Below are 25,028 nucleotides of genomic sequence, written 5' to 3'. Positions count from 1 at the left end.
GATGCCCGATGGGGGCGAGGGGGTGTGGGTCAGGCCGTTGCGGCCGGGGCAGTGGATGTGGGTTCTGCGGGGGTGTGCGGGTCGACCGATCGGGGGCGGCGCACGAACAGGGTGGCGAGGGCCGAGGCGGAGGCGATGACGGCCGCGGCGGTGAATGCGGCTTGTGCGGCCGAGACGGACTGGGCCAGGTCCAAGGGGCCGGTGCCGTGTGCGGTGGATCCGAGGGTGTAGGCGGAGACGAGCACGGCGGTGCCGGCCGCGCCACCGAGCTGCTGGATGGTGCCGAAGGCCGCGCTGCCGTGGGGGTAGAGATGGGCGGGCAGTGCCGACAGTGCGGCCGTGGTCAGCGGGCTCCACATCAGTGCCTGCCCGATGATCATGGTGATGTAGGCGATGAGCAGGGTCGAGACGGCCGTGCCGGCGTCGAGGCGGCTGAGGAACCACAGGGATCCGGCCACGATGAGTGCCCCGGGGATCGCCAGGGGCCGGGGGCCGAGGCGGTCGTAGAGCCGCCCGCCGATGGCCGAGACGACGGCGATGGTGATGCCACCGGGCACGAGGAAGAGCCCGATCTGCAAGGTGCCCAAGCCGCTGACACTGCTCAGCAGCAGCGGGAAGACGACTCCCGTGCCGAAGGCCGTCATGGTCAGGGCCAGCATCACCAGCAGCGGCACCGTGAACGCCCTGACAGCGAAGATCCGCACGTCCAGGAGCGCGTCGTCGGTGCGCTGGAGCGCCCGCTGCCGCAGGACGAAGGCGGCGACACCGAGGACGCCGACGAGGATCGGCAGGGAGGGGGCGACGGGGGTGTGGCCCGAGGTGGACTCCCCGATGGTGGCCAGCCCGTAGACCAGGGCGCCGAACCCCACCGCAGAGAGAATGAGGGAGAGCACGTCGAGGGTGATCGGCTCCGGGGTGGTGATGTTGCGCAGCTTCACCGCGCCCAGCACCAGCCCGGTCAGGGCGATCGGCAGCATCAACAGGAACAGCCACCGCCAGCTCAGCTGGGACAGGACCAGGCCCGAGACCGCCGGGCCCAGGGCCGGTGCTGCGGAGGAGACGATCACGACCAGCGCCATGAACCGGCCCTGGCGCGCCACCGGGACAAGGCGCATGGTGGTGGTCATCAGCAGCGGCAGGAAGACAGCGGTGCCGATGGCCTGGATGATGCGACCGGTGAACAGGACCCCGAAGCCGGGGGCGAGGGCGGCGAGCGCCGTCCCCAGTGCGAAGAGCGACATCGCGGTCAGGAAGACGGTGCGCAGGTGGAACTTGCGCATCACGAAGCCGGTGGCCGGGATCAGGACGGCGAGGGTGAGCAGGTAGCCGGTGGTCAGCCACTGCCCGGTCGTCGCGGTGATCGCCAGCTCCTCGATGAGGGTGGGCAGCGCGACCCCCAGCAGCATCTCGTTGAGCAGCACGATGAAGGTCGAGGCCATCAGCAGCCCCAGGACGAGACCGTCACCGGGGGCGAGCTTGCCGGGCGCACCGGTGCTCGATGCAGTGGTTGCTCCATGGGGACCGGTATCGGGCTGTGGGTCGATCGACGCCTGGCGCGTGGTCATCGGGGGCTCTCTTTCCTGATGCGATGGGGTCAGCCTCGAGGAGGGCTCCGGGCAGGCCGGGTCCTGTGGTCAACGGCGGGGAGGGGCGTCCTCCCCAAGCGGAGGACGTCTCCACATGAGTAAACCGGAGAGTGTCTCCCCTTGGCAAGTGGCTGCTTCTCGCCCTGCCTGTGATCGTGACCACAGCCGGGGTGGCCGCTGGGGTCTGGGGCTCGATGGCGCAGCAGCGTGGCGTTGGTGGACGGGCCGCGCCCGGAGTGCCCGTCGCGGATCCCAGGACGAGTCTGCGGCGGTGTTGCAGTGCGGTGGCTGGAACTGGATGGGTTCGGCAGTGGCCCGTGGCGCGGATCCCGTCGAGCGGGACACGTCGGGGTGTGATGTGGAAGGTGGCCTCGCTTGCCCTCGATGACCATGCGGAGATAGTCTCCATTTAGTCGAGGAAAGGAATTGGCCCATGACCGAGGCAGAGGCTGGCACGCGCCGGCCGCGCACCGATGCCCGGCGCAACCGCACGCGCATCCTCGAAGTCGCGGAGGAGTTCTTCGCCGAGGCGGGCATCACCGGGTCCCTGGACGCGCTGGCCAAGCGGGCCGGTGTCGGGGCCGGGACCCTCTACCGGCACTTCCCCAACCGGGACGCCCTGCTGGCCGCCCTGCTGCAGGCCCGCAACGAGGAGCTGGAGGCCCAGCTCGAGACCCTCCGGCAGGAGGCCGATGCGGCGGTGGCTCTGGAGCACTGGCTGGACGCGCTGGGGGAGTGGGTGACCGCCTTCGACGGACTGCCCGATCCCCTGCGGGCGGCACTGTCCCAGGAGTCCTCCCCGCTGGCGATCACCTGCCAGGGCTTCATTGCGACCACCGAGGAGTTCCTCGGCGCGGCCCAGCGCGAGGGCACCGCCCGGGCGTGGGTGCGTGGGCGGGACCTGTTCCTGGCCGCCCTGGCCACGGCCTGGGTGCGCGGGGCGGCCATGGCCGACGAGGCCTCGGCCCAGGCCGTGCGCGAGATGATCCGCTCCGGCTGGGCCGCGCCGCGACCCGACAACACCACGGCGAGCTGACCGGCACCGGCAGCCACGGGGACGCCCACGCAGCATGGTGTCGAGCGCGGTGTTCCTCGGGACGAAGCGGCAACGACCGCGGAGTACGTGGGGAGTCCCGGACATCGGCCCGCCGGCACGTCGTGAACCGCCCACGACGGGACCTGCCCCCAGTGGGCGTCACCACCCCGACCTCATCCCACCCATCCCAGAGCGAGGACTCGTCATGCCCACCCTTGGAATCATCGGCAGCGGCAACATCGGTGCGGCCGTCGCCCGCCTGGCGACAGCGGCCGGCACCCCGGTCGTCGTCGCCAACTCCCGCGGTCCCGAAACCCTCACCGAGCTCGTCGCCGAGCTGGGCCCGCTGGCCACCGCCGGTACCGTCGAGCAGGCAGCCGCCGCCGGGGAGCTCGTGGTGCTGTCCGTGCCGCTGACCGCGACGACCGCGATCCCGGCGGCCCTCCTGGCTGGCAGGACGGTGATCGACACCAGCAACTACTACCCGTTCCGTGACGGGCGCATCCCCGTCCTCGACGCGGAGGAGCTCACCACCGGCGAACTCGTCCAGCGCCACTTCGCCGGAGCCCGGCTGGTCAAGGCGTTCAACAACATCCTCTTCCACCACATCCCCGCCCTGGCCCGCCCCGCCGGGGTGCCCGACCGCACCGCACTGCCCATCGCGGGCAACGACGCCGCGGCGAAGACCCATGTGGCGGCACTGATCGATCGGTTGGGCTTCGATACCATCGACGCCGGGACCCTGGCCGAAAGCTGGCGGTTCGAGCCCGAGGCCGCCGCCTACACCCGCCTTTACCTCGCCGATCCCACCACCCCCGATGAGCGCCTGCTCGAGGCCCCAGCCGGGACCGTGCCGGCCGCCCGGCTGGTCTCCGCCCTCGAGGGCGCGCCGCGGGTACGGGTGGCCGAGCGCACCTTCTGACCCGGTCCCAGCGCCGGGTCGTCGGCCGGAGGTTGGCACGGTGACCCACTACTTTCTCCGCGACATCCGTCCTCGCGGTTGTCCAATGCTCATCCACCTTCCGGAGCAGGGTTCTCGGTCCTTTGACAATCCGGAGACTCTCTCCGTATCTTTGGGGCAAGTAGACGGAGAAAGGCTCCGTTTAAGTGCCCTCTCACTGGAGACTCCTCGATGACCAGCCCGCAGATGATCCTCGGCATGCAGCTCGGCAACGGCTACGGCTCCCAGCCCGCCGCCTGGCGGGTCCCCGGGGTGGACCCGTCCAACTACACCGACTTCGACGCCCAGGTCCGCTACGCCCAGGCCGCCGAACGCGGGAAGTTCGCGTTCCTGTTCCTCCCCGACTTCCTGGCCCTGAGTGGCGACCTGGACCACGAGGCACCCATGCTGACCCTGGAACCCATGATGACGCTGGCGGCGATCGCCCGGGGCACCCAGCGCATCGGGCTGGTGGCCACCGGTTCGACGACCTTCAACGAGCCCTACAACCTCGCCCGGCAGTTCAAGGCCCTGGACGTGATGAGCCACGGCCGGGCCGGCTGGAACGCGGTGACCACCAGCGACCCCAGCTCCGCGGCCAACTTCGGCCGCCAGATCGCCCCCCGCCCGCAGCGCTACCAGCGCGCCCACGAGACCATCCAGATCACCCAGGCCCTGTGGGGCAGCTGGCAGCCCGACGCCTGGCTCAAGGACACGAGCACCGGGCGCTTCGCGGACCCGGGCAAGATCCAGCCCATCAACCTGGGCGGGGAGCACGTCGCCTCCCAGGGGCCGCTGCCCATTCCGCCGTCGGAGCAGGGCCAGCCGGTGATCTTCTCCGCCGGCGGCGGGGAGAACGGGCTCGAGATAGCCGGCCGGTACGCCAGCGCGGTCATCGGGGCGACGTTCACCATCGAGGACGCCCGGGCCCAGCGCGAAGCCATCAGGGACGCTGCACGACGGGCCGGACGGAACCCCGATGAGGTGAAGTTCTTCGCCGGGGTGATGCCGGCCATCGGCCCCACCAAGCGCGCCGCCCTGGACCGCCGCGTGGCCCTGGGCGAGCACACGTTCCCGGCCCGTGTCCCGTACCTGGGGTCCATGCTGGGACTGGAGCTGGAGGCCGGTCAGCTGGACCGGCCGCTGACTCCCGCCCAGCTGACCGCCGCGCGCCCCAGTCCCTTCGATCCCCGCTCCCCACGGGCCCTGGAGGTCGCCCGCGAAGGGTGGACCATCCGCGACGTTCTCGCCCACGGGGTCATCGACTACCACCCCACCCCGGTGGGTCCTGCCTCGGTGACCGCCGACCACCTGCAGGAATGGTTCGAGGCCGGAGCTGCCGACGGCTTCTGGGTTTCCATCGACGTCTACGAGGACGGGATCGACACCTTCGTCGACAAGGTCGTCCCCCTCCTGCAGGAGCGCGGGCTCTACCACCACGACTACGAGGGCCCCACCCTGCGCGAGAACCTGGGAGCCCACGAGCAGTACGGGCTGGACCCCCGGCTCGCGGACCCGGCACGGTGACCCCGGCCATGAGCACATCCACCCACCGGCAGGACATCGACGCCCGGGCCTTCCGGGACGCCCTGGGGCACTACGCCTCCGGGATCACGATCATCACCGGCCGTGACGAGCAGGGCCCGATCGGATTCACCTGCCAGTCCTTCTACAGCGTCTCCACCTCCCCGCCGCTGATTTCCTTCAGCGTCCTGAAGACCTCCACCACTTACCCCCGGATCCGGCGGACCGGGAGGTTCGCGGTGAACGTCCTCGCGCACCACCAGCAGGGGGTCTCGAACCAGTTCGCCCGCAAGGGCACCGACAAGTGGGCGGGCATCCGCTGGCACCCGACCCGGGCGGGGAACCCTGTCCTCGAGGACACCCTGATGTGGCTTGACTGCGAGATCTGGGCCGAGCACGACGCCGGTGACCACCTCATCGTCCTGGGCAGGGTCAACGAGATGAGTCCGACGGGCGGGCACGCGCTCGAACCTCTGCTGTATTTCCAGGGACGGTACCGCCGCCTGGGTCCGGATGAGACACCCTGAGGCACATCACCGTGCACTGAGGGCGGGGGCCCCACCACACCTTCAGGGTCGGCGCAGCCGCTGATTGACTCGTGGACATTGGAGCCAAGAGCGGCTTCTTCCCCACCGGTTTGCACATGGCCGGTCAACCGCCTTGAGCCCACAGGACAGGTGTTGGACCGATGCGCCCCTTGACGGCTGGCAACGGTTCAGCAGATGGCAGTGGCGTTGGCGGGGGAGCCGGTGGCACCGGTGATGTTGAGGGGTTTCACAACGATCATGGCGTCCCAATAACCGCTGCCGCGCATGTGGGCGGCGAGGTGGTCCAGGCGCCACAGTTCGCCGAGGGGCATGCCGAGTTTGGCCAGCAGTTCCTGGTGCATCATGCCCTTGTCGTGAGGAGCCGATTCCAGAAACGGTGTACCGGAGATCGGGGGGAGGCATTCGACGGCGAAGTTGTCGGCGGCGACCAGGGCCAGTCGGTGGTCCCAGACCCATTCGATGAACTCCCGGGACTGTGCGATGCCGGTGGAGCGGCGAGCCTCCTTGGCCTCGAGCTTGCTCTGGTGGTCCAGGTCGAGGAACCACTCGCACCAGCCGGTGCGGATCATCAGGATGTCCCCGGGCGCCGGCGCGGTGCTCTGGGCGCGGATGGTGTCCTCGAGCAGGTCCAGGTGCAGGGGTTCGCCGCCGGCGTGGTCGATGGGATCGCCTTGGGCATGGCGGTGTCCGGCGACGTCGAGCAGGAGCCCGCGGGAGACGATCGGGGTCTCGGCCCAGGCCTGGATGCCGATCGGGCGGGTGCCGGGGCGGATGAGCTCGTCGTCGGTGCCGCCGTAGAAGCCGATCTCGTCGGAGCGGCGGTGGCGCAGTCCGTCGATCTGGGTGGAGCCCTGGAGGTAGAACCCGTCGAGGTAGTCGTCGCGGTGAGCGGGGTGGCCGGAGTAGATGGTGTGCACCGGGGCGGTGCGCCGGGCGGACATGCCGGGGTCGAAGGCGTCGACGGGATGGTCGAGACCGAACACAGTGCCGGTGCGAATGCAGGAGCGGGCAGCCAGGACCTGTTCGAGGCCGGCGAAGGTGGGCGTGCCCCGGTCGGGGTCGGGAAACAGGCCCCAGGAGGTGCCGGCCGGCCGGCCGGTGCGGACGCTCAGCTGCCCGTAGGTGGGGTAGTCGTGGTCGGGGGTGGTCATCGGTGTGCGGCCTCCGGGGCGGTGGGGGCCGGGGTGTGGGTGCGATAGCTGAGCAGGAATCCGGCCACCGCGCACACCGAGGCGGCGATGACGACGGGGATCTTGGCGGTGTCGTTGAGGAAGACCAGCCAGAGGCCCTGGCCGATCACCAGTGCCACGGTCTGGGCCAGGACCAGCAGGATCCCGCCGAGCAGGGAAACGCCGAGGGTAAGGGTGAAGATGTTGAGGACGATGCGGTGCAGCATGTGGGGTGCCTTTCGGGTCTCAGACGGGCAGGATGCCGAGGGCGATGAGCACCCCGATGGCCAGCAGGGGCAGGGCGTAGTAGAGGAAGAGGCGGGCGAAGGTCTTGAACGGGTCGACGTCGGCGATGCCGCAGGCCACGTACAGGGGGGCCCCACCGGGTGGGACGGCGGCTTCGCAGGAGGAGAACACGAGCACGGCCACGGCGGCGGTGGTGGGCGGGACCCCGGCGGCGACCAGGGCTGCGACTCCGACGGTGCCCACGGCGGCCATGGTGGCGGTCGAAGACAGGGGGGCGGCCACGGCGATGACGATCAGTCCGACGAGGATGGCCAGCGCCCACAGGGGCAGGTTGAGATCGCCGAGCAGGCCGGTGAGCTGTTCGGGCAGTCCGGTGGTGGCCAGGACATTGGCGCCGGCGAAGGCGAAGAGCACGGTGATGCCCACGATCCCGAAGCGGGGGGCGGAGCTTTCCAGCAGAGCCCACCAGCCTGAGGTGGTGCGGGGCAGCTTCGACAGGCCCAGCAGGATGCCGGCGATCGTGAGGACGACCGGGATCCAGAAGATGATGCTCACGGCGTCGGTGATGTCCTCGAGCTCGGTCCAGGCGGCGGCGGCCTCGGCGGCGGCACCGGAGGTGAGGATCAGGGGGATCGCCACGGCGACGAAGAGCAGCAGGGTGGCCCCGCCCTGGCGGAAGGCGGTGGCCACCGCGAGCCGGTTCTCCGGGGCGACCGCGGACATGCCGGACTTGCGCACGAGGATCACGGTGACGATCAGCCGGTGCAGCACGCACCAGAGCCCGCCGATGAGCAGGGGGACCACCAGTTCCTGGATGTCCAGCAGCGGTCCGACCGTGGCGGAGCCGACGAGGACGAACATGGAGGCGCTGAAGGGGAAGGTGATGCCCATCCCGGCGTTGCCGGCCACGAGGGTGGCCGCGGTCGAACGGTCCATCTTGGTGCGTTCCATCCAGGGGATGGTCACGGAGCCGACGGTGGCGGCGATGGCGGCCTGGTTGTGCACGATGCTGCCCAGTCCGGCCGAGGACAGGGTGGAGACGTAGGCCGGTCCGCCCCGGTAGCGTCCGAGCAGGGAGTTGAGCAGGTTGATCAACCGGTCCAGCACCCCGCCACGGTCCAGCAGGTAGCCCATGAAGACGAAGACCATGGTGGCGTAGACGATCTCGTCGGTGAGCGCGTCGTAGAGGGACGCCCAGCCCACGCTCAGTGCCTGGGTGCCGGTGAAGATCAGGGCGGTGAAGAACCCCAGGATCATGCCTTCCCCGACGCTGCGTTTGGCCAGGGTGGTCCACCCGATGATGACGGCCAGATAGGCCAGCAGGGCCCACACTCCGATCACGACGTGCTCACTTCCTCCAGGGGCGCTCCTACTGTTCGCAGGGGCGCTGGTTGTCATTGTGGCCGTGGGCCCGGCGCCGACGGGAGGGCCGGGCCCACGGTGGGTGGTGGTTCAGGACGCGGTGGCTTCGATGCGGTGGTCGCTGGTGTGCGCGGCCATCCGTTCCATGGCGGTGGCCGAGGCCTCGGTCATCTCCGCCGGTGCTCCGAGGTCGGTGAGGTACTGGGCGGTGGAGCGCATCTCGTGGGCGCGGCGCGCGGCGTGCTTCGGGGTGCCGGTGAGCCACCGGTCGATCACGGCCTGGCCGTCCCCGGCCAGCTGGTCGGCGATCTGGGTCCGGATCCAGTCCTCCAGCCCGGCGGCCCGGGCGGCGGTGACGGCTTCCACCACCACCGAGGCCATGCCTTTCATCACCACGCTGCGCAGCAGCTTGTGGGCCATCGCCGCTCCGGGGGCACCGTCCACGACCTCCACGGGGGCGCCGATCCCGCCCAGCAGCTCGGCGAGCATCTGTGCGCCGGGGCCGCTGACCATCAGTGGGGTGCGCGCCCCGTGCACCGGGACGGGGCCGAGGATGGCCACATCGGCGAACAGCGCACGGGACGGAGTGCGGCCGAGTTCCTCCATGGTCTGCGGGGAGGAAGAGGTCAGATCGGCGTAGCAGGTGTCCTCCTGCATCACCGGCAGGCACTCGGCGGCCACGGCCCGGGCGGCACCGGCTCCGGTGAGGACCAGGACCACGTCGGCCTCGGCGCAGGCCGCGGCCGCGGTGCCGGCCCGGGTGACCCCGGTGGGGGTGGTGGGAGCCACCGGGTCGTAGCCGGTGACGGTGTGCCCGGCCTCGACCAGGGCGGTGGCGTAGATGGCGCCGGCCTCGCCGAGGCCGATGACGGTGCATGCGCTCATGATGACTCCTTGGAGACGGGTTGGAAGGGGTTCAGGCGGGAACGTGGGTGCGGGAGGCGACGATGCTGGTGCGGCGCTGCTCCTCATCGGCGAAGACGGCCTCGGCGGCCTGGGCGATCCGCTCGGCCTGGGTCTGGGGAACGACGACGAGCCCGTCGGAGTCACCGATCACGATGTCACCGGGCAGCACCGGCACCCCGCCGAAGGCCACCGGCACCACGACGCGGGAGGGCCCGTGCTTGTAGGGCCCGGCCGGGGTGGTGGCCTTCGCGAAGACCGGCATCCCGATCTCCTGGAGCACCTGGGCGTCGCGGGCGGCCCCGTCCAGGGCGAAGCCGGCGATCCCGGCGGAGATCGCCCGTTCCCCGATGAGTTCCCCGAGCAGAGCGCGGGTGGTGTCGCCCTGGCCGGCGACGACGATGACGTCGCCGGGCTGGGCCAGGGTCAGCGCACGGTGGATGCCCTGGTTGTCCCCGGCGCGCACCCACACCGGGAAGGCCGGTCCCGCCAGGCGGGCCCCGGGCCAGATGGCCTGGATGGCGGAGTCGGCGACCCCGAGCCGGTCCATGGCGTCGCCGATGTTGGCCGCGGGCAGGGCGGCCAGGCGGGCCACCAGGGCGGGGTCGGGGCGGGTGAAGTCGGCGATCGTGGGGTCGTCGGTGATGGTCGTCATCGGAGGGACTCCGTTTCTGCGAGAACGTCGGGGGATGCGGTGGACAGGGGCCGGGGGACGGTCACTCGTCGGCCTGGACCATCGGGAGGACCTCCTTGTAGTCGGTCTCCTGCTGGGCCCAGAACTGCTCGTACTCCTCAGCACCCAGGTAGCTGGTCTCCAGGCCGAGGTCCTCCATCTTCTGCACCACTTCCGGGTCCTCGATGGCAGCCTGCAGGGCCGCCTCGAGCTTCTCGGCCACCGGCGCGGGCAGCCCGGCCGGGGCGGAGTAGCCGCGGGCGGTGGCCGAGACGATCTCGTAGCCCTCCTCGGTGAAGGTCGGGACCTCCGGCAGGGCCTCGGCTCGCTCCTCACCCATCACGCCCAGCACCCGGGCCTTGTCCTGGGCCACCAGGTCGGTGACATCGCTGACGTTGGCGACCAGCACGTCGACGTGCTGGCCCAGGAACGCGGTGGTGGCCTGGGAGGCACCTTCGGAGAAGTGCACCGGGGCGAAGGAGGCGTCGGCCGTCTCGGCGATCTGGGCCAGGGCGAAGTGCTCCCCGCCCTGCTGACCGGTGGTGGTGGCGGTCATGGAGTCAGGGTTCTCCTTGGCCGCTTCCAGCAGCTCCTCCAGGGACTGGTAGGGGCTGTCGGGCTGGACGGCGATGACGGCCGGGTCGACCACCTGCCGGGCCAGGGGCTGGAAGTCCGCACGGGTGTAGGAGGCCCCCCGGCTGGGATCCAGCGGGGAGACGACCACCGAGGGGGAGCCGGTGGCCCCGATGGTGTAGCCGTCCGGGGCGGCGTTGGCGATCTGGGTGTAGCCGATCTGTCCGCCGGCCCCGGGGGCGTTGATGACCTCGACGTTGGTGCCCAGCTCTTCCTCCAGCACCGGCTGGACGAGGCGGGCGGCGGTGTCGACCGCTCCGCCGGGGGCGAAGGCGACGATCATCTCCACGGGCTTGCCGTTGGCCGGGTATTCCCCCCCTTCGGCGGTGCTCCCGTTGGAGGCGGAGCAGCCGGTGGCGGCGAGCAGGCCCAGGACGGTGAGGCTGGCGGTGAGGGTGCGACGGTTCATGGCTTTCTCCTGTGAACAGTGGTGATCAGTGATGACGGTCGGGAAAGTGCGGTGATGCGGCCGGGGCGGCAGGGAAAGGAGCGAGGGACTAGGCCTCGGGGTCGTCGTCGGCGAGGACCTTGGGCTTGCGCAGCTTCAGCAGCGGGCTGCAGACGATGACCAGGGCGATCACCAGCAGGGTCGCGGTGATCGGTCGGGTGTAGAAGACCTCGAAGCTGCCCTGGGAGATCTCCAGGGACTCGCGCAGGGACCGTTCCATCAGCGGGCCCAGCACCAGGGTCAGGACCATGGGTGCCAGCGGGATGTCCAGGTGGCGCATGGCCAGGCCGAGCACGCCGAAGGCGATCATCACGAAGACGTCGAAGACGGTGAAGTGGATGGTGTAGGCCCCGATGACCATGAACAGCAGGATCAGGGCCGCCAGGATCGGGTAGGGCACCTTCAGGATCGAGGTCCACAGCCCCACCAGGGGCACGTTGAGGATGATCAGCAGCACGTTGCCGATGAACAGGCTGGCGATGATGGCCCAGGCGATCTCGGAGTTCTCCGCGAACAGGGTCGGTCCCGGGGTCAGGCCCTGCTGCAGGAACGCTCCCATGAGCACCGCGATGGTCGGGGAGGCGGGGATGCCCAGGGTGAACAGCGGGATCAGGGCACCGTTGGCGTGGGCGTTGTTGGCGGTCTCTGGTCCGGCCACGCCTTCCACGGCGCCGTGGCCGAGTTCGCTGCGGTAGCGGGAGAACTTCCGCTCCGCCCCGTAGGACAGCAGGGAGGACACCGATCCGGTCATGCCCGGGATCAGGCCCAGGCCGAAGCCGATGCCGGTGCCCCTGGCCATGGCCGGGGCGCTGCGGCGCCATTCGGTCCGGTTGGGCAGCAGCGAGCGCAGGTTCGGGGCGTGGATGGCCTCGGGGGTCTTGCCGGCGCGGTAGGCCAGGATCTCGGACAGGCCGAACACCCCGACGATCACGGCCACGAAGCTGACCCCGTCCAGCAGCCGCTCGGAGCCGAAGGTGAAGCGCGGGGCGCCGGCGACGGGGTCGATGCCGACCATGGCGATGAGCAGGCCCAGCGATCCGGAGATCAGGGCCCGGACGATGGAGCGGCCCGCCAGGGCGACCAGCAGTGTGATGCCCACGGTGACCAGGGCGAAGAACTCCGGCGGGCCGATGAGCAGGCCCAGTTCGCCGAGGGGTCTGGCGGCGGCGACCAGCCCGACGGTGGCGATGGTGCCGCCGACGAAGGACCCCACCGCGGCGATGGTCAGTGCGGCCCCGGCCCGGCCGAGTTTGGTCATGGCGTAGCCGTCGAAGGTGGTCACCGCCGAGGCGGCTTCACCGGGGGTGTTGAGCAGAACGCTGGTGATCGTCCCGCCGTAGGTGGTGCCGTAGAAGATCGCGCAGAGCATGATGATCGAGCCGGTGGCGTCCATGTTCAGCGTCAGCGGGATCAGCAGGGCCACTCCGGCCACCGGGCCGATGCCGGGCAGCACCCCGATCATGGTGCCCAGCAGGCATCCGATGAACGCGAAGAGCAGGTTCTGCCAGGTCAGGGCGGTGGCAAAGCCACCCATGAGGTCGTTGAGAACATCCATGGTCACAGTCCGATCAGGCTGAAGGGCGGGATGGAGGCCACGGGAAGGGAGACCTTCAAGCCCAGGGTGAAGAGGTAGAAGACCCCGACGCTGCCGGCCACCGAGATGACCAGGGACTTCACCCAGTCCAGCCGGGCGCGGATCCGCAGGTGGTACATCAGGAACAGCAGCAACGCGACCTGGAACCCCAGGAAGGGCAGCACCGCGGCCAGCACCAGGAGGCTGCCGATCACGGCGGCGACCTGCGACAGCTCGACCTCCTCCCGCGGGGTGGAGGGAGCGCGCTGCTCCTGGAGGATCCAGATCAGCGACATCAGGGTCAGCACGGCGCCCATCGCGAACGGGAACAGTCCCGCGCCCGGACCCAGCGTGGTCCACAGCCCCAGTTCCAGGGAGCTGTACAGCACGTAGAGGCCCAGCAGCAGGAAGGCGGCCTGGGCGATCAGCACCGAGCGCGCCGGCCGTGGGCGGGACCGTGTCGGCGCAATCTCGGTCGTCGGTGACTCGGTCGTCATCGGATACCCGCACTCCTTCATTGGCTGAAATATAGTTTCATTGTGTGGAAGACTATTGCGTAGAAGGAATGGTGACACGGCTCACGCAGTGACGTCAACCACAGGGGAGGGGTTCGCTCATGTCGGGGATCAGTGCGGTTGGGCCGGCGAAGGGTCTCCGATGTGAACCGGACTTCCATACAATGAAAGAATGTCGACGGTTGATGACCCTTCTGCCCCACCCGGATCTGTGGCCGGCAAAGCCGCCACCACGATGCGGTCCCTGTCCAGGGCCCTCGACGTGTTCGAGCAGCTGCAGCGTTCGGACCGTCCCCAGCGCCTGAGCGAGCTGGCCCGCAGCTGCGGCATCACCCTGCCCACCACCCTGCGATTGCTGCGCGTGCTGCAGGACTACGGGCTGGTCAGCCAGACCGAGAAGAACTACCGGATCGGCCCGGCCGTGCTGCCGGCCGCCCGCAGTTTCCTCGAGAACGACCCGCTGCTCCTGGCGGCCCGGCCGATCCTGCTGCAACTGGCCACACAGACCCACCTCACTGCATCTCTGTACTCCCGCCTGGGGCTGGAGCGCATCCTCGTGGCCCGCGTCGACGGTGACAACCCGCTGCGCTACGACCTGCCCCTGGGCAAGCGGTTGCCTCTGACCCGGGGGGCGGCAGGAAAGATCCTGATCGCTGATCTGCCCGACGAGGAGCTCCAGCACATCGCCGAAGCCGCCGTGGACCGACGCCAGGAAGAAGCCTCCTTCGACCTGGAAGTGCTCAAGTCCCGACTGCCTGACCCTGAGGAGGGCTACGCCTTCTCCGTGGACGAACGCGCCAGTGGCGTGATGTCCGCCGCAGTGGCTGTCCCCCGCCCCACAAGCGTCGTCACCGAATCCATCGCCCTCACCACTCCCGTCGAGGCCTACCCCCAGGAAGACCTGCGTGCCCAGGTGCCGGAACTCAGACGGGCGGCTCGCAGACTCTCCGAACTCCTTGAAGGCGTCGTGTACTGACGCCGGGGACCGCGGCACAACCGGTGGTCACCAGGTTCTGGGGAGGGGAGCAGCCGACGAGCCTGGGTGCCCAGCCGCGGATGTGCCCGTGACGATCATGAGATCCGCTGACCTGTGCTGTGGGGTCGGCCGGCTGTTGGCACCACCCTTCGACGTCCAGAAGAACCAGCCATGAGTCCCCGCATCCGCCCCGCTGCGACTTCTGACCTGGACGCCGCGGCACGGGTCCTCGCCGCAGCCTTCGGGACGTACTCGTGGACGCGGTGGACCGTTCCCGCAGACGGCTGCCGCACGCGTCTGGAGGAGATCCAGCGACTGTATCTGTCGCACACCCTCGAGCACGGCATCGTGCTCGTGGACGAGCAGGTGAGCGCGGTCGCCGCTTTCCCCCCGGCGGATGCGGCGGACCCACCTGCACCGACACAGCGTCGGATCGCAGAACTCCTCGGGGCACGTCTGACTGCCCTCGCAGGCCTGGACCTGCCTGCCGCCCCGGTGGGCTCATGGACTCTCGAGACGGTCGGCGTTCACCCTGCCCAGCAAGGCGCCGCTCTGGGAACAGCGGTCATCGCGGCGGGCCTGTCCATGATTGACCGGCCCGGTGAGCCCGTCGCCCTGGAGACCTCGGACGAACGAAACGTGCACCTCTACCGACGTCTTGGATTTGCCACCACCGCCATCACTGCGATCCCGGCAGGTCCCATCGTCTACTCGATGAGCCGCACGACGTCACGTGGGTGAAGGACCGCCTTCCCTCTCCCCGAGGATCCTCTGGGCACGGACGGTAGAACGCACGCTCGGGGTTCGAGGCGGGCTCATCACTCATTGATGCCCACAACTGTGGTGTCGGCTCCGACGTCAGTGCTCACCACGACGCCGGCGCGAAAGTGGCGAGCGAGACCCCGGCGAGCTCCTCGGAGACCCTCCAGATGCGCTCGGCCGCCTGCAGATCGCGCAGGGGGCGGAACAGGGCGTGCTCGCCCGGGCCGCCGCCGAGGTTCCCCGGTCCCTTCGGCCCGTACAACAGCCCGCCGCGTGCCAGCGGCGAGGTGGCTGCCATCAGCGCCGGCAGCTGCGCACTGTCGACGGTACCCACCAGGATCCCCGCGCGGGACAGGCGGCGGATCACGGCGATGTGGGGGGTGTCCCGCTCCCTGCCGATCTCCGGCCGCGCCGCCATCAGGCTCGTCGGGGCGACACCAGGGTGTGAGAGGTTGCTGGTGATGCCCCAGCCGCCGGCGCTGCTGCGCCGGTCCAGCTCGAGCCCGAAGAGGCCCAGGGCGATCTTCGACTGGCTGTAGGCGCGCATGCCGGCGTAGGAGGTCTCCCAGTTCAGGTCGCTCCAGTTCACCTCCCCGCTTCTGGCCGCGATGCTGATCTGTGAGGTGACCCGGGCCCGGCCCGCGACGAGCAGCGGCAGCAGGTGCGCCACCAGCGCAACGTGCCCGAGGTGGTTGGTGCCCAGCTGCAGCTCGATCCCGTCCGCGGTGACCTGCCGCTCCGGCGGGGTCATCACCCCCGCGTTGTTGATCAACAGGTGGATGGGGCGCCCCTCACCGTGCAGCTGCTCGCCCAGGGCGGCCACCGAGCGCAGCGAGGACAGGTCCATCTCGCGCAGTGACACCCGGGCGGTCGGGTGCTCGGTACGGATGCGGGCGACGGCGGCTTCGCCCTTGGCGCGGTTGCGGACCGGCAGGACCACCTCGGAGCCGGCGGCGGCGAGCCGGCGCGCGATGCCGAAGCCGATCCCGTCGCTGGCTCCGGTGACGACGGCGCGCCGCCCGGGCAGATCGGGCACGGTGAACTGGGGTGTGCGAGGCATGACGTTGCTCCTGTGATCGTGGTGAGCGGGCGTGGACGGCATCAGGGTCGGATGGTGTCAGGGGCGAGCGGGGCGGAGGGTGCCGGCGTGGACCCGGTGGTGGGCCTGCCCGCCGCGCGGCGGGCGAGGACCACGGTGACGGCGAAGTGGACGGCGAACAGCGCCGGGACGCCGACCTGGATCGCGGCCAGGACCGCGAGCTGGTTCTCGAGGTAGAACAGCACCCGCACGAGCAGGTTCGCGCCGGCCATGACCAGGATGACCAGCGTGCTCACGGTGTACACACGGCGCAGCTCGCGGTGCTCGCGCCAAGCCCTGGGCCCGCCGACCAGCGGGTTGACGACGATGCCCATCAGCGGCCACCGCGCGATCAGCGAGAGGACGTGGGCCGCGACGAAGACCGCCGGCAGGAGCGTGGTGGGCAGGAAGAAGGCACGCGCCTCGCCCGCGAGGGCCGCCACGCCCGCGCAGACGGCCGCGACCAGCACCCCGGCGACCGCGACCCCGGGCGGCTCGCGGCGCGCCAGGCGCACCGCGCAGGCCAGCACCGCGGTCACGGCCAGTGCGACGAGTGCCGTGCCGAGCCCGGCGACGGCCTCGGCGGCCACGAAAGCGATGGTCGGGGCCGCGGCCACTGCCAGACCGACCGGTCCGCCCAAGCGGTCCAGGCTCCGGTGTGCGACGGCGCGTCCCGCGGAGCGCTCCACGGGCTCCGGCAGCGCGAGCACGCGGCGCGCTCGCGCGCTGGCACTGGGCGCTGCCTCGCCGGGACGGGTGTGGCTGAACGGCTCCTTGCCGGGCCGGGGGTCCTGAGGCCGGCGGGCGTCGACGGGCGATGGATCGGCCACGGTGTCCTCCTGGATGGGTCGGTATGTGCCTCCAGCCTCGGCCGAGGCGCCGACCCCAACCAGGGCCTGTCGATCCACCCCTGGCGCGAACCCGCCGCGCCCGGTGTGGTGGTGCCGTTCGCTGTGCCGGCTCAAGGTGGGATCGGCGGGCCGTGGCTGAGGGGTGGTTCTGTGCTGTACGAATGAGCGGGAGGGACGAGGAGCCCTGAGTCGACGGAGAGGTGGGCCGATGACCGACCGGGCAGGAATCGACAGAGCAGTGATTGATCGGGCGGGGCTGGCGGAGTTCCTGCGCCGGCGGCGCGAGGCGCTGCAGCCGGAGGACGTGGGTCTGCCGCGGGGGCGGCGCCGGCGGACCCGCGGCCTGCGCCGTGAAGAGGTCGCGGCGCTGTGCCACATGTCGACCGACTACTACGCCCGCCTGGAGCGTGAGCGCGGCCCGCGCCCCTCCGAGCAGATGATCGCCGCCATCGCGCAGGGCCTGCACCTGAATCTGGACGAGCGCGATCACCTCTTCCGCCTCGCCGGGCACCACCCGCCCGCGCGCGGAGCGCTCAGCGAGCACATCAGCCCTGGCCTGCTGCGCATCCTCGACCGTCTGGTCGACACCCCTGCCGAGATCGTCACCGAGCTGGGCGAGACGCTGCGCCAGACCCCGATGGGCGTCGCGCTCACCGGCGACGCCACCGGATACACCGGCCCGGCCCGCAGTCTGGGCTACCGCTGGTTCACCGACCCTGGCGCCCGGGCGCTGTACGCGCCCGAGGACCATGCGTTTCTCTCCCGCCTGTACGCCTCGCACCTACGCACGCTCGTCACCCGGCGCGGGCCCGCCTCCCGGGCGGCGCAGCTGGCCGAGCTGGCCCTGGCGCGCAGCGAGGAGCTGCGGGACCTGTGGGAAGCGCACGAGGTCGGTGTCCGGCCCGAGGAGGTCAAGCGCTTCGTCCATCCGCAGGTCGGGGCGCTGGAGCTGAACTGCCAGACGCTGTTGGACCCGCAGCAGTCACACCTGCTGCTGGTGTACACCGCGGTGCCGGGCACCGAGAGCTACGACAAGCTGCAACTGCTCTCCGTCCTCGGCACGCAGGAGATCAGCTGACACGTGCCGTGCGGCACGGCTGCCGGCTCAGGCGTTGTCGCGGGCGTCGAGTTCGCCCAGGACGTCGTGGAGCCGGTCGGTGGTGCAGGGGTGCGGTCCGTGCGGTGTGGTGAGGTACTCCCTGTCGAGCTGGCGGCAGATCCGGGAGTGCAGCACCTGCAGCTCGGCCAGGCTCAGGCCACCCAGCTCATCGGGGAACCCCTCCTCAGGTCCCAGGCAGGAGCGCACCCTGCGGTGCGGACCGGGGGATCGGGCTGGATCGCTCCGATCCGAGGTGAGGGTGGTGGATGCGCTCATGATCGTGTCCTTGTGCCGGAAGAGGCTGCTCTTGCTGGGCGCGGAACTTTCGCGGAGACGGCCGGGAACCTCCCGGCGCGTTCTCCGTGGCTCTGGCCCACAGGGTGAACGAGAACTGTCCCTTGTACCCGGAAACCGTCTCGGTGCGATGTCCTCTGCTGGTCGGGGGGTCAGCGCACCCGCAGGTCATAGCTGAGCACGTCGAGCATCTTGCGCTGGCCGGTGCCGGATTCGCGGATCCACAGCACCCCCCAGTTCGGGCAGTTTCTCCTCCACGATCCCGAGGTGGTGCAGCACCCCGTGGGACCAGGCCTCCAGCCTGTTCCCGACGTGCACGGTGGTGAGGTCGTCGATGGACGACACGGTGTCAGCCATGGTGTCCAACCCCTTTCCAGATCGCGTTGAGCTCCCAGCCTGGAGCACGGCCATGACCAGCCGGTGAGCGGTGGATGGACGGATGGTGGACGCGCAACGACGCCCCCAGCACCGCCCGGTGTGCGGCCCGGTTGTCCTGCTAGCGGACGCGCCGACCGTCCGCGGCTGCGTGTTCGGCGAAGGGGCAGGTCAACCGGTGGTCGACCTGGCAGTCAGCTCCCGGGGCAGGGGCTCAGAGGAAGCGGACGGCCACCATCAGGGCCATCGCGGCCGCGGTCAGGGCGACGGGCCCGAGAAAACTCAGCAGGGTGGCGCGCGGGCCCCGGAGCCGCCGGCCGGTCGTGGTCAGCTGTCGGCGGCGTGCGGCCTGGGTCAGCGCCGGCCACAGGGCCGCTGCCAGCAGCAGGGCAGTGCTGAGCGTGAGAAGTTCCAGATCCAGGGCCATGCTCTCGATCCTAGAATCCGGCACCTGTCTGCTCTGACCGTTCCGGGGCCTGTACCGCGGCTGATGGGGTGCAGTTGCTCACACCCCACCGAGGCCACAGAGATGTCGGCCTCCGGCCGCAGGCAGACCCCAGCTGGGGGTAGATCGCCCGCAAGGCCCAGTTGAGTTGCTCAACACCACCGACAACGACGATGGTGAACCGGTGCAAGTGCAGGCCTCCTCCCGCCGGAGCGGAGCCGTGGCCGCGCTATGGCACCGGTGGGTGGGCGCGGATCTGTTCGTAGAGGACCTGGATCCGGTCGTCGAGCTCGTCGATGACGGCAGCCACCGCCGCCGGGTCGACCTCGAGCACGTCCACGACGTCCCAGTCCTGGTGGTTGGCCCCGGCCGGGACCGGGATCCCGTCGAGGGTGCCGAAGGTGATGACCCAGTCCGCCGCGGCCACCACGTCGTCGGTGACCGGTTTCGGGTACAGGTCCTCGGTGCTGACGCCGCGCTCTGCTAGCACCGTGACGACGTGCGGTTCCAGTGCCGTTCCGGGCAGCAGACCCGCGGAACGGACCGTGAGCGTGTCGCCGGCGTGGTGGGTCAGCAGAGCCGCGGCGATCTGGGCGCGTCCGGTGTCGTGCTCGCCGACGAAGAGCACCTGCGGCACCCCCGCATGCCGCGGGTCGGCCGTGCTGGTGGCCCGGGCGTGGGCCAGGGCCGCCAGCCGGTCGGCGGCGAAGTGCCCGGCCAGCGGCGCCAGGTGCGCGCGCACCCGGGCGGTGCGGGCCAGGGCCGCGTAGGACTCGAAGACCATCCGCTCTACCAGATCGGCGGAGAACACCCCGGCGTAACGCTGCGCCAGGTGCTCGGCGGTGCGCGCCAGCACATGGGCGTCCAGGGGCTGGGCCGAGTCGGCAGGAACAACGGGGTCGGTGGGCTCGCTCATGCCCGCCCCCGGGCGGGTTCAGGGCCGGTGCCGGCGGTGATCTCCAACCACAGGGCCTGCACCCGGGTCTCGAGCTCGGCGATGCCTTCGGCGTCCCGGTCGGCACCCAGGGCTGGAGGTGTCGGCCAGGACGGACAGTGGGTGCCCTCGCCCACCGGCCCGAGTCGCTGGTCGCCGAAGACGATGACCCAGTCGGCGGCGGACAGGATCGGGTCGGTGAGCGGTTTCGGGGCTGCGGTGGCCGGGTCGACCCCGTGCTCGGCCAGCAGCCGCACCGCGTGCTGGTCCCGGGCGGCGCCCGGGCTGATGCCGGCCGAGCGGGTCACCACCGCCGCCCCGGCGTGTGCGGCCAGCAGGGCTGCGGCCACGGCGGCCGGACCGGTGTCGTCGTCGTCCACGAACAGCACCTGGCGCACGGACCGGCCCCGGTTGTCCTCACGGGCCAGGGTCCGCAGCCGGTCGGCGGCACCGTGCAGGGCCATCGGGGCCAAATACGTCGGGATCCTCGCCTCCCGGGCCAGATCCGTATGGCACTCGGCTACGCAGCGCTCGATCAGCTCCGGGAAGAACACCCCCGCGTAGCGGTCGGTGAGGTGCTCGGCGGCCCGGTGCAGGACCCGCGGGTCCTGCAGGTCCGTCTCCTGCTCGGTCATGGTGTCCCCCTGTGCTGATCGTCCCCCGGCGTCTCGTTCCGGGTCGCGAAGCAGCTCCAGTGCACGGAGCCGCTGGTCCGATGTGGTCGTGGTGTGCCGGCGCCGTCCCAGTGTGCGACGCGGCGATGACTTCCGGATGACCGGGGGATGGACAGAAGGTGACGCGGATCACCGGCATGCCACTCCGGCTCGCCGACCCTCTTGTCCCTTCCGGCCGTCCAGCGGGGTGCCTCCGGGGCGGACGTGATCGACTGTCCGGGACCGGGTCGAGCGGCTGGCCCCGGAACCGGGCCGCCGACGGCGGGCTGATCGGTGATCCGACGTCGCTCCTGGTGCAGCACGGCGCCCACCACGGCCCCGGGAACCGCGATCAGGATCATGACCGCCGGGGTGTCGGTGACCACCGCCAGCACCGCCACTGCAGTGGGGGTCGTGAACACGAACAGGCGGACTCCGGCCCGCAGGCCCCGGAGATCGGTTTTCTGCTCGGTCATGGCATCCCCCCGTGTTGGCCGCCCACCAGCTTCACGTGCGTTTCGGCACGGCAACGTCACCGCACAGAACTGCCGGTGCGACATGCTCGCGGTGTCCCGTGCCGTGTGGCAGCGCGCCGCCATTTGGATCCCCCTGTGACAGCGGTGCCAGGGCCGCGAAAGGCGCAGCCGGGTTTCACCCGGCGGGCCCTGTCCTGGCACTGGCTCCGTGCCGGCACACCCCCAGTCTGCGACGCGTCGATGACCTCCCGGTGGCCGCCGGATGGACAACAGGTGCCGTGCGTCACCCCGAAGTGTCCGGGCGCCCGGCCCCGCGGTCGCCGTCGCGTGCCGGGACGGTGCTGCGCGGTAGTCGTCAGCCGGCGCAGAACGCCCAGGATGGCCTGCCCACTCCCTGCGCCAGCGCCAGGAGCCCGACGGGGGAGCAGGGGACTGTCCAATCGATCCGCCCAGGTCAGCGCCCGATTCCCAGCCTCGACACAGGGTTCTGATAACCAGGGCATATCGACGGCTGATCGGGTAGTACATGTCCTGGACCCGCCGGTCCGGATCGGGGGGCAGGGGGCTCACCGGCACACCATTTGGGGGCCCATACCTGTCATGACCGAATCCGATCGCCACTCGATGCCCGTTGCCTCAGCAACCGCCGCGACCACACCGTGGGGGACCGCCTACGCGGGAACCTCCGACGACGCCACGGAAGCTGCGGCCGCCGCCGGCGGCAAGCGGCGGCTGGTCGGGATCGACGCGGCCCGCGGCCTGGCGCTGATCGGCATGGTCTCCATCCACATCCTGCCCGCCTGGGACCCGGAGACCTTCGCCCCCACCGCCCAGTGGACGCTCTTCGCCGGACGGTCCGCCGCCCTGTTCGCGCTGTTGGCCGGGGTGAGCCTGGCCTTCACCTCCGGAGGACGCACCGCCCACACCGGCCGGGCGATGACCGCCACCCGGGCCGGGATCCTGGTCCGGGCCGGGTTGATCACCGCCCTGGGTCTGGCGATCAACCCGCTGATCCCGGGCGCCACCGCCGAGGAGATCCCGGCGATCAACATCCTGATCTACTACGGGACCTTCTTCGTCCTGGCCATCCCGTTCCTGAGCCTGTCCGCCAAGGCCCTCTTCGGCTGGGCGGCGGTGTTCGCCCTGGCCGCCCCGGTGCTCATGCACGCCACCCGTGAGGCCCTGCCGGCCGCCGCGGCGCTCAACCCCGGCTTCGCCGACCTGGCCGCCGCCCCCGGGGCCACCCTCGCCCACCTGTTGCTGACCGGCACCTATCCGGCCCTGCCGTACCTGGCCTACCTGCTGGTCGGTCTGGGGATCGGGCGGCTGAACCTGGCCGGCATCCAGGTGCAGGTCGGCCTGCTGCTGGTCGGCCTCGGGGTCGCCGTGGTGGCGTGGCTGGCCTACTGGGTGCTGATCCTCCAGGCCGGCGGCTACGACCAGCTCATGACCCACACCCCGGCCCTGACCGAGGACGGGATCGACGACATCATCGTCTTCGGCCCGGACCCGGTGCTGCCGACCACCACCTGGTGGTGGCTGGCGATTGCGGGTCCGCACACCAACACGCCCCTGGCCCTGGCGATGGGCCTGGGCTCGGGGGCGGCCGTGCTCGGGGGCTTCCTCCTGCTCACCCGCCGCTTCGGGAGCTGGTTGCTGCCGTTGAGCGCGATGGGCACCATGACCCTCACCCTGTACTCGGCTCATCTGCTGGCCCTGTCCGCCGAGGTGCACTACGACCAGCCCTACCTGTGGATCTTCCTCCAGATCGGGGTGGCCGCGCTTTTCGCCACCGCCTGGCACCGCACCCTCGGACAGGGACCTCTCGAACGCGTCGTGGCCCGTGGCGCAGGCCTCACCCGCCGCCTGGTCCTCGCCGGGCGGCGCACGCGCTGACAGCACGGCATCTGCACGCCGACGGACACCGGGCGATCCGACAGGCCAGTTGCCCTCGGCGTCGATGACGGACGATGCCGGTCACCGTGCACAGGGCGTGGGAAGGGCGCAGGGAGGGCATCAGGTGCCGGCAGTAGCATCGTCGACAGTTGATGACGAATCTCAGGAGGTGTGGTCATGGATCGTTCCCGTCCGGAGTGCTGGTTGACGGACATGGACGGGGTGCTCGTCCGTGAGGGCGAGGCCCTTCCGGGCGCCGCTGACTTCTTGCAGCGCCTCGTCGACCAGGAACGCCGTTTCCTGGTGCTGACCAACAACTCGATTTACACCCCCCGAGACCTCGCGGCCCGGCTGGCCAAGAGTGGGCTGACCGTGCCCGAGGAGTCGATCTGGACCTCGGCACTGGCCACCGCCGGGTTCCTCGCCGACCAGGTCCCCGGTGGCTCGGCGTACGTGGTCGGTGAGGCGGGCCTGACCACCGCGCTGTACGAAGTGGGCTACACCCTCACCGATGTCAGCCCCGACTACGTGGTCCTGGGGGAGACCCGGACGTACTCCTTCGAGGCCATCACCAAGGCGATCCGGCTGATCGAGTCCGGGTCGCGCTTCATCGCGACCAACCCGGACGCCACCGGACCCTCAGCCGAGGGGCCGCTGCCGGCGACCGGTGCGGTCGCGGCCCTGATCACTCGGGCCACCGGTGCCGTTCCGTACTTCGTCGGCAAGCCCAACCCGATGATGTTCCGCAGTGCGATGAACCGCATCGAGGCCCACTCCGAGACCACGGTGATGGTCGGGGACCGGATGGACACCGACGTCGTCGCGGGTATCGAAGCCGGGCTGGAGACGATCCTGGTGCTGAGCGGGTCCACCCGAGCCGCCGACATCACCACCTACCCGTACCGCCCCGGACGGGTCCGGGACTCGATCGCCGACGTCATCGAGCTCATCTGACACAGGACCCCACCACCATTCGGTCACCCGGGGCGCCATCCACTGACGTCTGTTCGTCCTCCCCCGGGCAGTGGCCACAGCCCCGGCCCGGGGGTGTGGTCGCGCAGCCGCCGGCTGGCCTGTGGACGCCGGGGCCGGACACGGATCGTTTCGACGACGTCGCGTCAGGCCCGGTTCAAGGCCGGCAAGCGATGGACATCCTTGCTGCTGCCCTCCTCCTGCCCAGTCGCTCCGGTCCCGTCGGTGCGGTGTCGCGCCGGGATCACCGCGGCCATCCCAATGCGGACAGCCATGCCGCGCACAGTCCCGGCCAGGCTTCTGGCTCCCCGCTGCCCTCGGCCAGTCCGAGGCCGTGCGTCCCTGCGGGAAAGACGTGCAGAGCGTGGGGTACGTCCGCGTGTGCCAGGGCCAGAGCCAGAAGGTAGGAGTGCTGCACCGGCACTGACGGGTCGTCGGCGGTGTGCCAGATGAAGAACGGTGGTGCCGTCGTGGTCACCAGGCGGTCAAGGGACGTTGCGACCCGTTCCTCGGTGCTGGGGGAGGGACCTAGGAGTTCCTCCTGGCTGCCCTTGTCGGTGTTGAGCTCCATGGACACCACCGGATAGCAGAGCATCACCGCGTCGACTCGCTCGAGGGCGGAGGGTGCAGCGCTCAGGGCGGCATGGCCGGCCAGGTGCCCGCCGGCGGACGATCCGAGCAGGGCGACCCGTTCGGCACCGTTCGTCCGGATCCGGCGGATCTCGGCCCGTACCGCTTCCAGCGGACCCGGGTGCCTGGTGTGCACCGGATAGCGAAACACGCTCGTTGACAGTCCGAGCTGCCCGAGCCACTCGGCGATGGGCTCCGCTTCGTTGTCGGCGTGACCGGCGTACCCGCCTCCGGGAAGGACGATGACGTGCGTGGCCGGGTCCGGCTCGGCGGGGCGCGTGGCGGTCTCGGCCGAGGTAACAGCGCGATCCGCCGAGGACTGTGGTGAGTTCATGACGTCAGCATTCCAGGGTCTGTGGTCCCCGCGCGGGTTGGGCGCAGCCCTTTGGCTTCCTGACGAAAGAGTCACACCGAGATGACGAATGTTGACT

General features: G+C 70.5%; 26 protein-coding genes. 9 read left to right on the top strand and 17 right to left on the bottom strand.

Going from position 1 to position 25,028, the window contains the following annotated elements; translation table 11 throughout:
• Window positions 1-29: 29 nt before the first annotated feature.
• On the bottom strand, window positions 30-1,565 hold the full coding sequence (locus tag RF644_RS07315) for a DHA2 family efflux MFS transporter permease subunit (protein ID WP_368796018.1): 1,536 nt from the start codon (window positions 1,563-1,565) through the stop codon (window positions 30-32).
• Between the two features lie 454 nt (window positions 1,566-2,019).
• Between RF644_RS07315 and RF644_RS07310 the strand changes: the two genes are divergently transcribed.
• The 4 genes from RF644_RS07310 (at window position 2,020) to RF644_RS07295 (ending at window position 5,613) form a co-directional block, all read left to right on the top strand.
• Entirely contained in the window at window positions 2,020-2,622 is a 603-nt protein-coding gene (locus RF644_RS07310; RefSeq protein WP_368796017.1) for a TetR/AcrR family transcriptional regulator, read from the top strand.
• Window positions 2,623-2,827: 205 nt separating this feature from the next.
• Window positions 2,828-3,544, top strand: coding sequence for an NADPH-dependent F420 reductase (locus RF644_RS07305; protein ID WP_368796016.1), 717 nt, complete (start codon window positions 2,828-2,830; stop codon window positions 3,542-3,544).
• 210 nt (window positions 3,545-3,754) lie between these two features.
• Window positions 3,755-5,089, top strand: coding sequence for an NtaA/DmoA family FMN-dependent monooxygenase (locus RF644_RS07300; RefSeq protein ID WP_368796015.1), 1,335 nt, complete (start codon window positions 3,755-3,757; stop codon window positions 5,087-5,089).
• Between the two features lie 8 nt (window positions 5,090-5,097).
• Complete coding sequence (locus tag RF644_RS07295; RefSeq protein ID WP_368796014.1) at window positions 5,098-5,613, top strand: flavin reductase family protein; 516 nt, start codon at window positions 5,098-5,100, stop codon at window positions 5,611-5,613.
• Between the two features lie 188 nt (window positions 5,614-5,801).
• Here the strand turns inward: RF644_RS07295 and RF644_RS07290 are convergent, their stop codons facing one another.
• The 8 genes from RF644_RS07290 to RF644_RS07255 form a co-directional block, all read right to left on the bottom strand.
• Complete coding sequence (locus RF644_RS07290) at window positions 5,802-6,785, bottom strand: cyclase family protein (RefSeq protein WP_368796013.1); 984 nt, start codon at window positions 6,783-6,785, stop codon at window positions 5,802-5,804.
• Window positions 6,782-7,030, bottom strand: coding sequence for a hypothetical protein (locus tag RF644_RS07285; RefSeq protein ID WP_368796012.1), 249 nt, complete (start codon window positions 7,028-7,030; stop codon window positions 6,782-6,784). The genes RF644_RS07290 and RF644_RS07285 overlap by 4 nt, the downstream gene beginning before the upstream one ends.
• Window positions 7,031-7,049: 19 nt before the next feature.
• The gene (locus RF644_RS07280; protein WP_368796011.1) at window positions 7,050-8,390 is read right to left on the bottom strand and encodes a TRAP transporter large permease subunit; all 1,341 of its coding nucleotides are present in this window, start codon (window positions 8,388-8,390) and stop codon (window positions 7,050-7,052) included.
• A gap of 111 nt (window positions 8,391-8,501) precedes the next feature.
• A complete protein-coding gene (locus tag RF644_RS07275) occupies window positions 8,502-9,296 on the bottom strand; it encodes a DUF1932 domain-containing protein (protein WP_368796010.1) in 795 nt (264 codons plus the stop codon).
• A gap of 31 nt (window positions 9,297-9,327) precedes the next feature.
• Window positions 9,328-9,969, bottom strand: a complete 642-nt coding sequence (locus tag RF644_RS07270) for a methyltransferase (protein ID WP_368796009.1) — start codon at window positions 9,967-9,969, stop codon at window positions 9,328-9,330.
• Between the two features lie 61 nt (window positions 9,970-10,030).
• Window positions 10,031-11,029: a tripartite tricarboxylate transporter substrate binding protein gene (locus RF644_RS07265; RefSeq protein WP_368796008.1), complete on the bottom strand. Its 999-nt coding sequence runs from the start codon at window positions 11,027-11,029 to the stop codon at window positions 10,031-10,033.
• A gap of 88 nt (window positions 11,030-11,117) precedes the next feature.
• Window positions 11,118-12,623, bottom strand: coding sequence for a tripartite tricarboxylate transporter permease (locus tag RF644_RS07260; RefSeq protein WP_368796007.1), 1,506 nt, complete (start codon window positions 12,621-12,623; stop codon window positions 11,118-11,120).
• A gap of 2 nt (window positions 12,624-12,625) precedes the next feature.
• Entirely contained in the window at window positions 12,626-13,138 is a 513-nt protein-coding gene (locus RF644_RS07255; protein WP_368796006.1) for a tripartite tricarboxylate transporter TctB family protein, read from the bottom strand.
• Window positions 13,139-13,391: 253 nt separating this feature from the next.
• Here RF644_RS07255 and RF644_RS07250 point away from each other — a divergent pair, with 253 nt between their 5' ends.
• Both RF644_RS07250 and RF644_RS07245 read left to right on the top strand, forming a co-directional pair.
• On the top strand, window positions 13,392-14,132 hold the full coding sequence (locus RF644_RS07250; RefSeq protein WP_368796169.1) for an IclR family transcriptional regulator: 741 nt from the start codon (window positions 13,392-13,394) through the stop codon (window positions 14,130-14,132).
• 171 nt (window positions 14,133-14,303) lie between these two features.
• Window positions 14,304-14,873, top strand: a complete 570-nt coding sequence (locus RF644_RS07245) for a GNAT family N-acetyltransferase (RefSeq protein ID WP_368796005.1) — start codon at window positions 14,304-14,306, stop codon at window positions 14,871-14,873.
• Window positions 14,874-14,997: 124 nt separating this feature from the next.
• On the opposite strand, the gene RF644_RS07240 is transcribed toward RF644_RS07245, so the two are convergent.
• Window positions 14,998-15,954, bottom strand: coding sequence for an SDR family oxidoreductase (locus RF644_RS07240; protein WP_368796004.1), 957 nt, complete (start codon window positions 15,952-15,954; stop codon window positions 14,998-15,000).
• A gap of 41 nt (window positions 15,955-15,995) precedes the next feature.
• A complete protein-coding gene (locus RF644_RS07235; RefSeq protein ID WP_368796003.1) occupies window positions 15,996-16,802 on the bottom strand; it encodes a DUF3159 domain-containing protein in 807 nt (268 codons plus the stop codon).
• A gap of 259 nt (window positions 16,803-17,061) precedes the next feature.
• Here RF644_RS07235 and RF644_RS07230 point away from each other — a divergent pair, with 259 nt between their 5' ends.
• The gene (locus RF644_RS07230) at window positions 17,062-17,901 is read left to right on the top strand and encodes a helix-turn-helix transcriptional regulator (RefSeq protein ID WP_368796002.1); all 840 of its coding nucleotides are present in this window, start codon (window positions 17,062-17,064) and stop codon (window positions 17,899-17,901) included.
• 27 nt (window positions 17,902-17,928) lie between these two features.
• Here the strand turns inward: RF644_RS07230 and RF644_RS07225 are convergent, their stop codons facing one another.
• The 5 genes from RF644_RS07225 to RF644_RS07205 all read right to left on the bottom strand — a co-directional run bounded on the left by RF644_RS07225 (window position 17,929) and on the right by RF644_RS07205 (window position 21,099).
• A complete protein-coding gene (locus tag RF644_RS07225; RefSeq protein ID WP_368796001.1) occupies window positions 17,929-18,198 on the bottom strand; it encodes a hypothetical protein in 270 nt (89 codons plus the stop codon).
• A gap of 607 nt (window positions 18,199-18,805) precedes the next feature.
• The gene (locus RF644_RS07220) at window positions 18,806-19,018 is read right to left on the bottom strand and encodes a hypothetical protein (RefSeq protein ID WP_368796000.1); all 213 of its coding nucleotides are present in this window, start codon (window positions 19,016-19,018) and stop codon (window positions 18,806-18,808) included.
• 247 nt (window positions 19,019-19,265) lie between these two features.
• Window positions 19,266-19,952, bottom strand: coding sequence for a low molecular weight phosphatase family protein (locus RF644_RS07215; RefSeq protein WP_368795999.1), 687 nt, complete (start codon window positions 19,950-19,952; stop codon window positions 19,266-19,268).
• Entirely contained in the window at window positions 19,949-20,605 is a 657-nt protein-coding gene (locus RF644_RS07210; protein WP_368795998.1) for a three-helix bundle dimerization domain-containing protein, read from the bottom strand. The genes RF644_RS07215 and RF644_RS07210 overlap by 4 nt, the downstream gene beginning before the upstream one ends.
• Window positions 20,602-21,099, bottom strand: coding sequence for a hypothetical protein (locus RF644_RS07205; RefSeq protein ID WP_368795997.1), 498 nt, complete (start codon window positions 21,097-21,099; stop codon window positions 20,602-20,604). Before RF644_RS07205 ends, RF644_RS07210 begins: the two co-directional genes overlap by 4 nt.
• A 600-nt stretch (window positions 21,100-21,699) precedes the next feature.
• Between RF644_RS07205 and RF644_RS07200 the strand changes: the two genes are divergently transcribed.
• Window positions 21,700-22,995, top strand: coding sequence for a heparan-alpha-glucosaminide N-acetyltransferase domain-containing protein (locus tag RF644_RS07200; protein ID WP_368795996.1), 1,296 nt, complete (start codon window positions 21,700-21,702; stop codon window positions 22,993-22,995).
• Between the two features lie 177 nt (window positions 22,996-23,172).
• Window positions 23,173-23,949: an HAD-IIA family hydrolase gene (locus RF644_RS07195; RefSeq protein WP_095650922.1), complete on the top strand. Its 777-nt coding sequence runs from the start codon at window positions 23,173-23,175 to the stop codon at window positions 23,947-23,949.
• Between the two features lie 262 nt (window positions 23,950-24,211).
• On the opposite strand, the gene RF644_RS07190 is transcribed toward RF644_RS07195, so the two are convergent.
• Window positions 24,212-24,931, bottom strand: coding sequence for an alpha/beta hydrolase (locus RF644_RS07190; RefSeq protein ID WP_368795995.1), 720 nt, complete (start codon window positions 24,929-24,931; stop codon window positions 24,212-24,214).
• Between the last annotated feature and the right edge of the window lie 97 nt (window positions 24,932-25,028).

This window comes from Kocuria sp. CPCC 205258, from assembly GCF_040981005.1.
GTDB lineage: Bacteria > Actinomycetota > Actinomycetes > Actinomycetales > Micrococcaceae > Kocuria > Kocuria rosea.
Note: the sequence above shows the minus strand (reverse complement) of the source record. Positions and strands in the feature narration are given on the sequence as shown.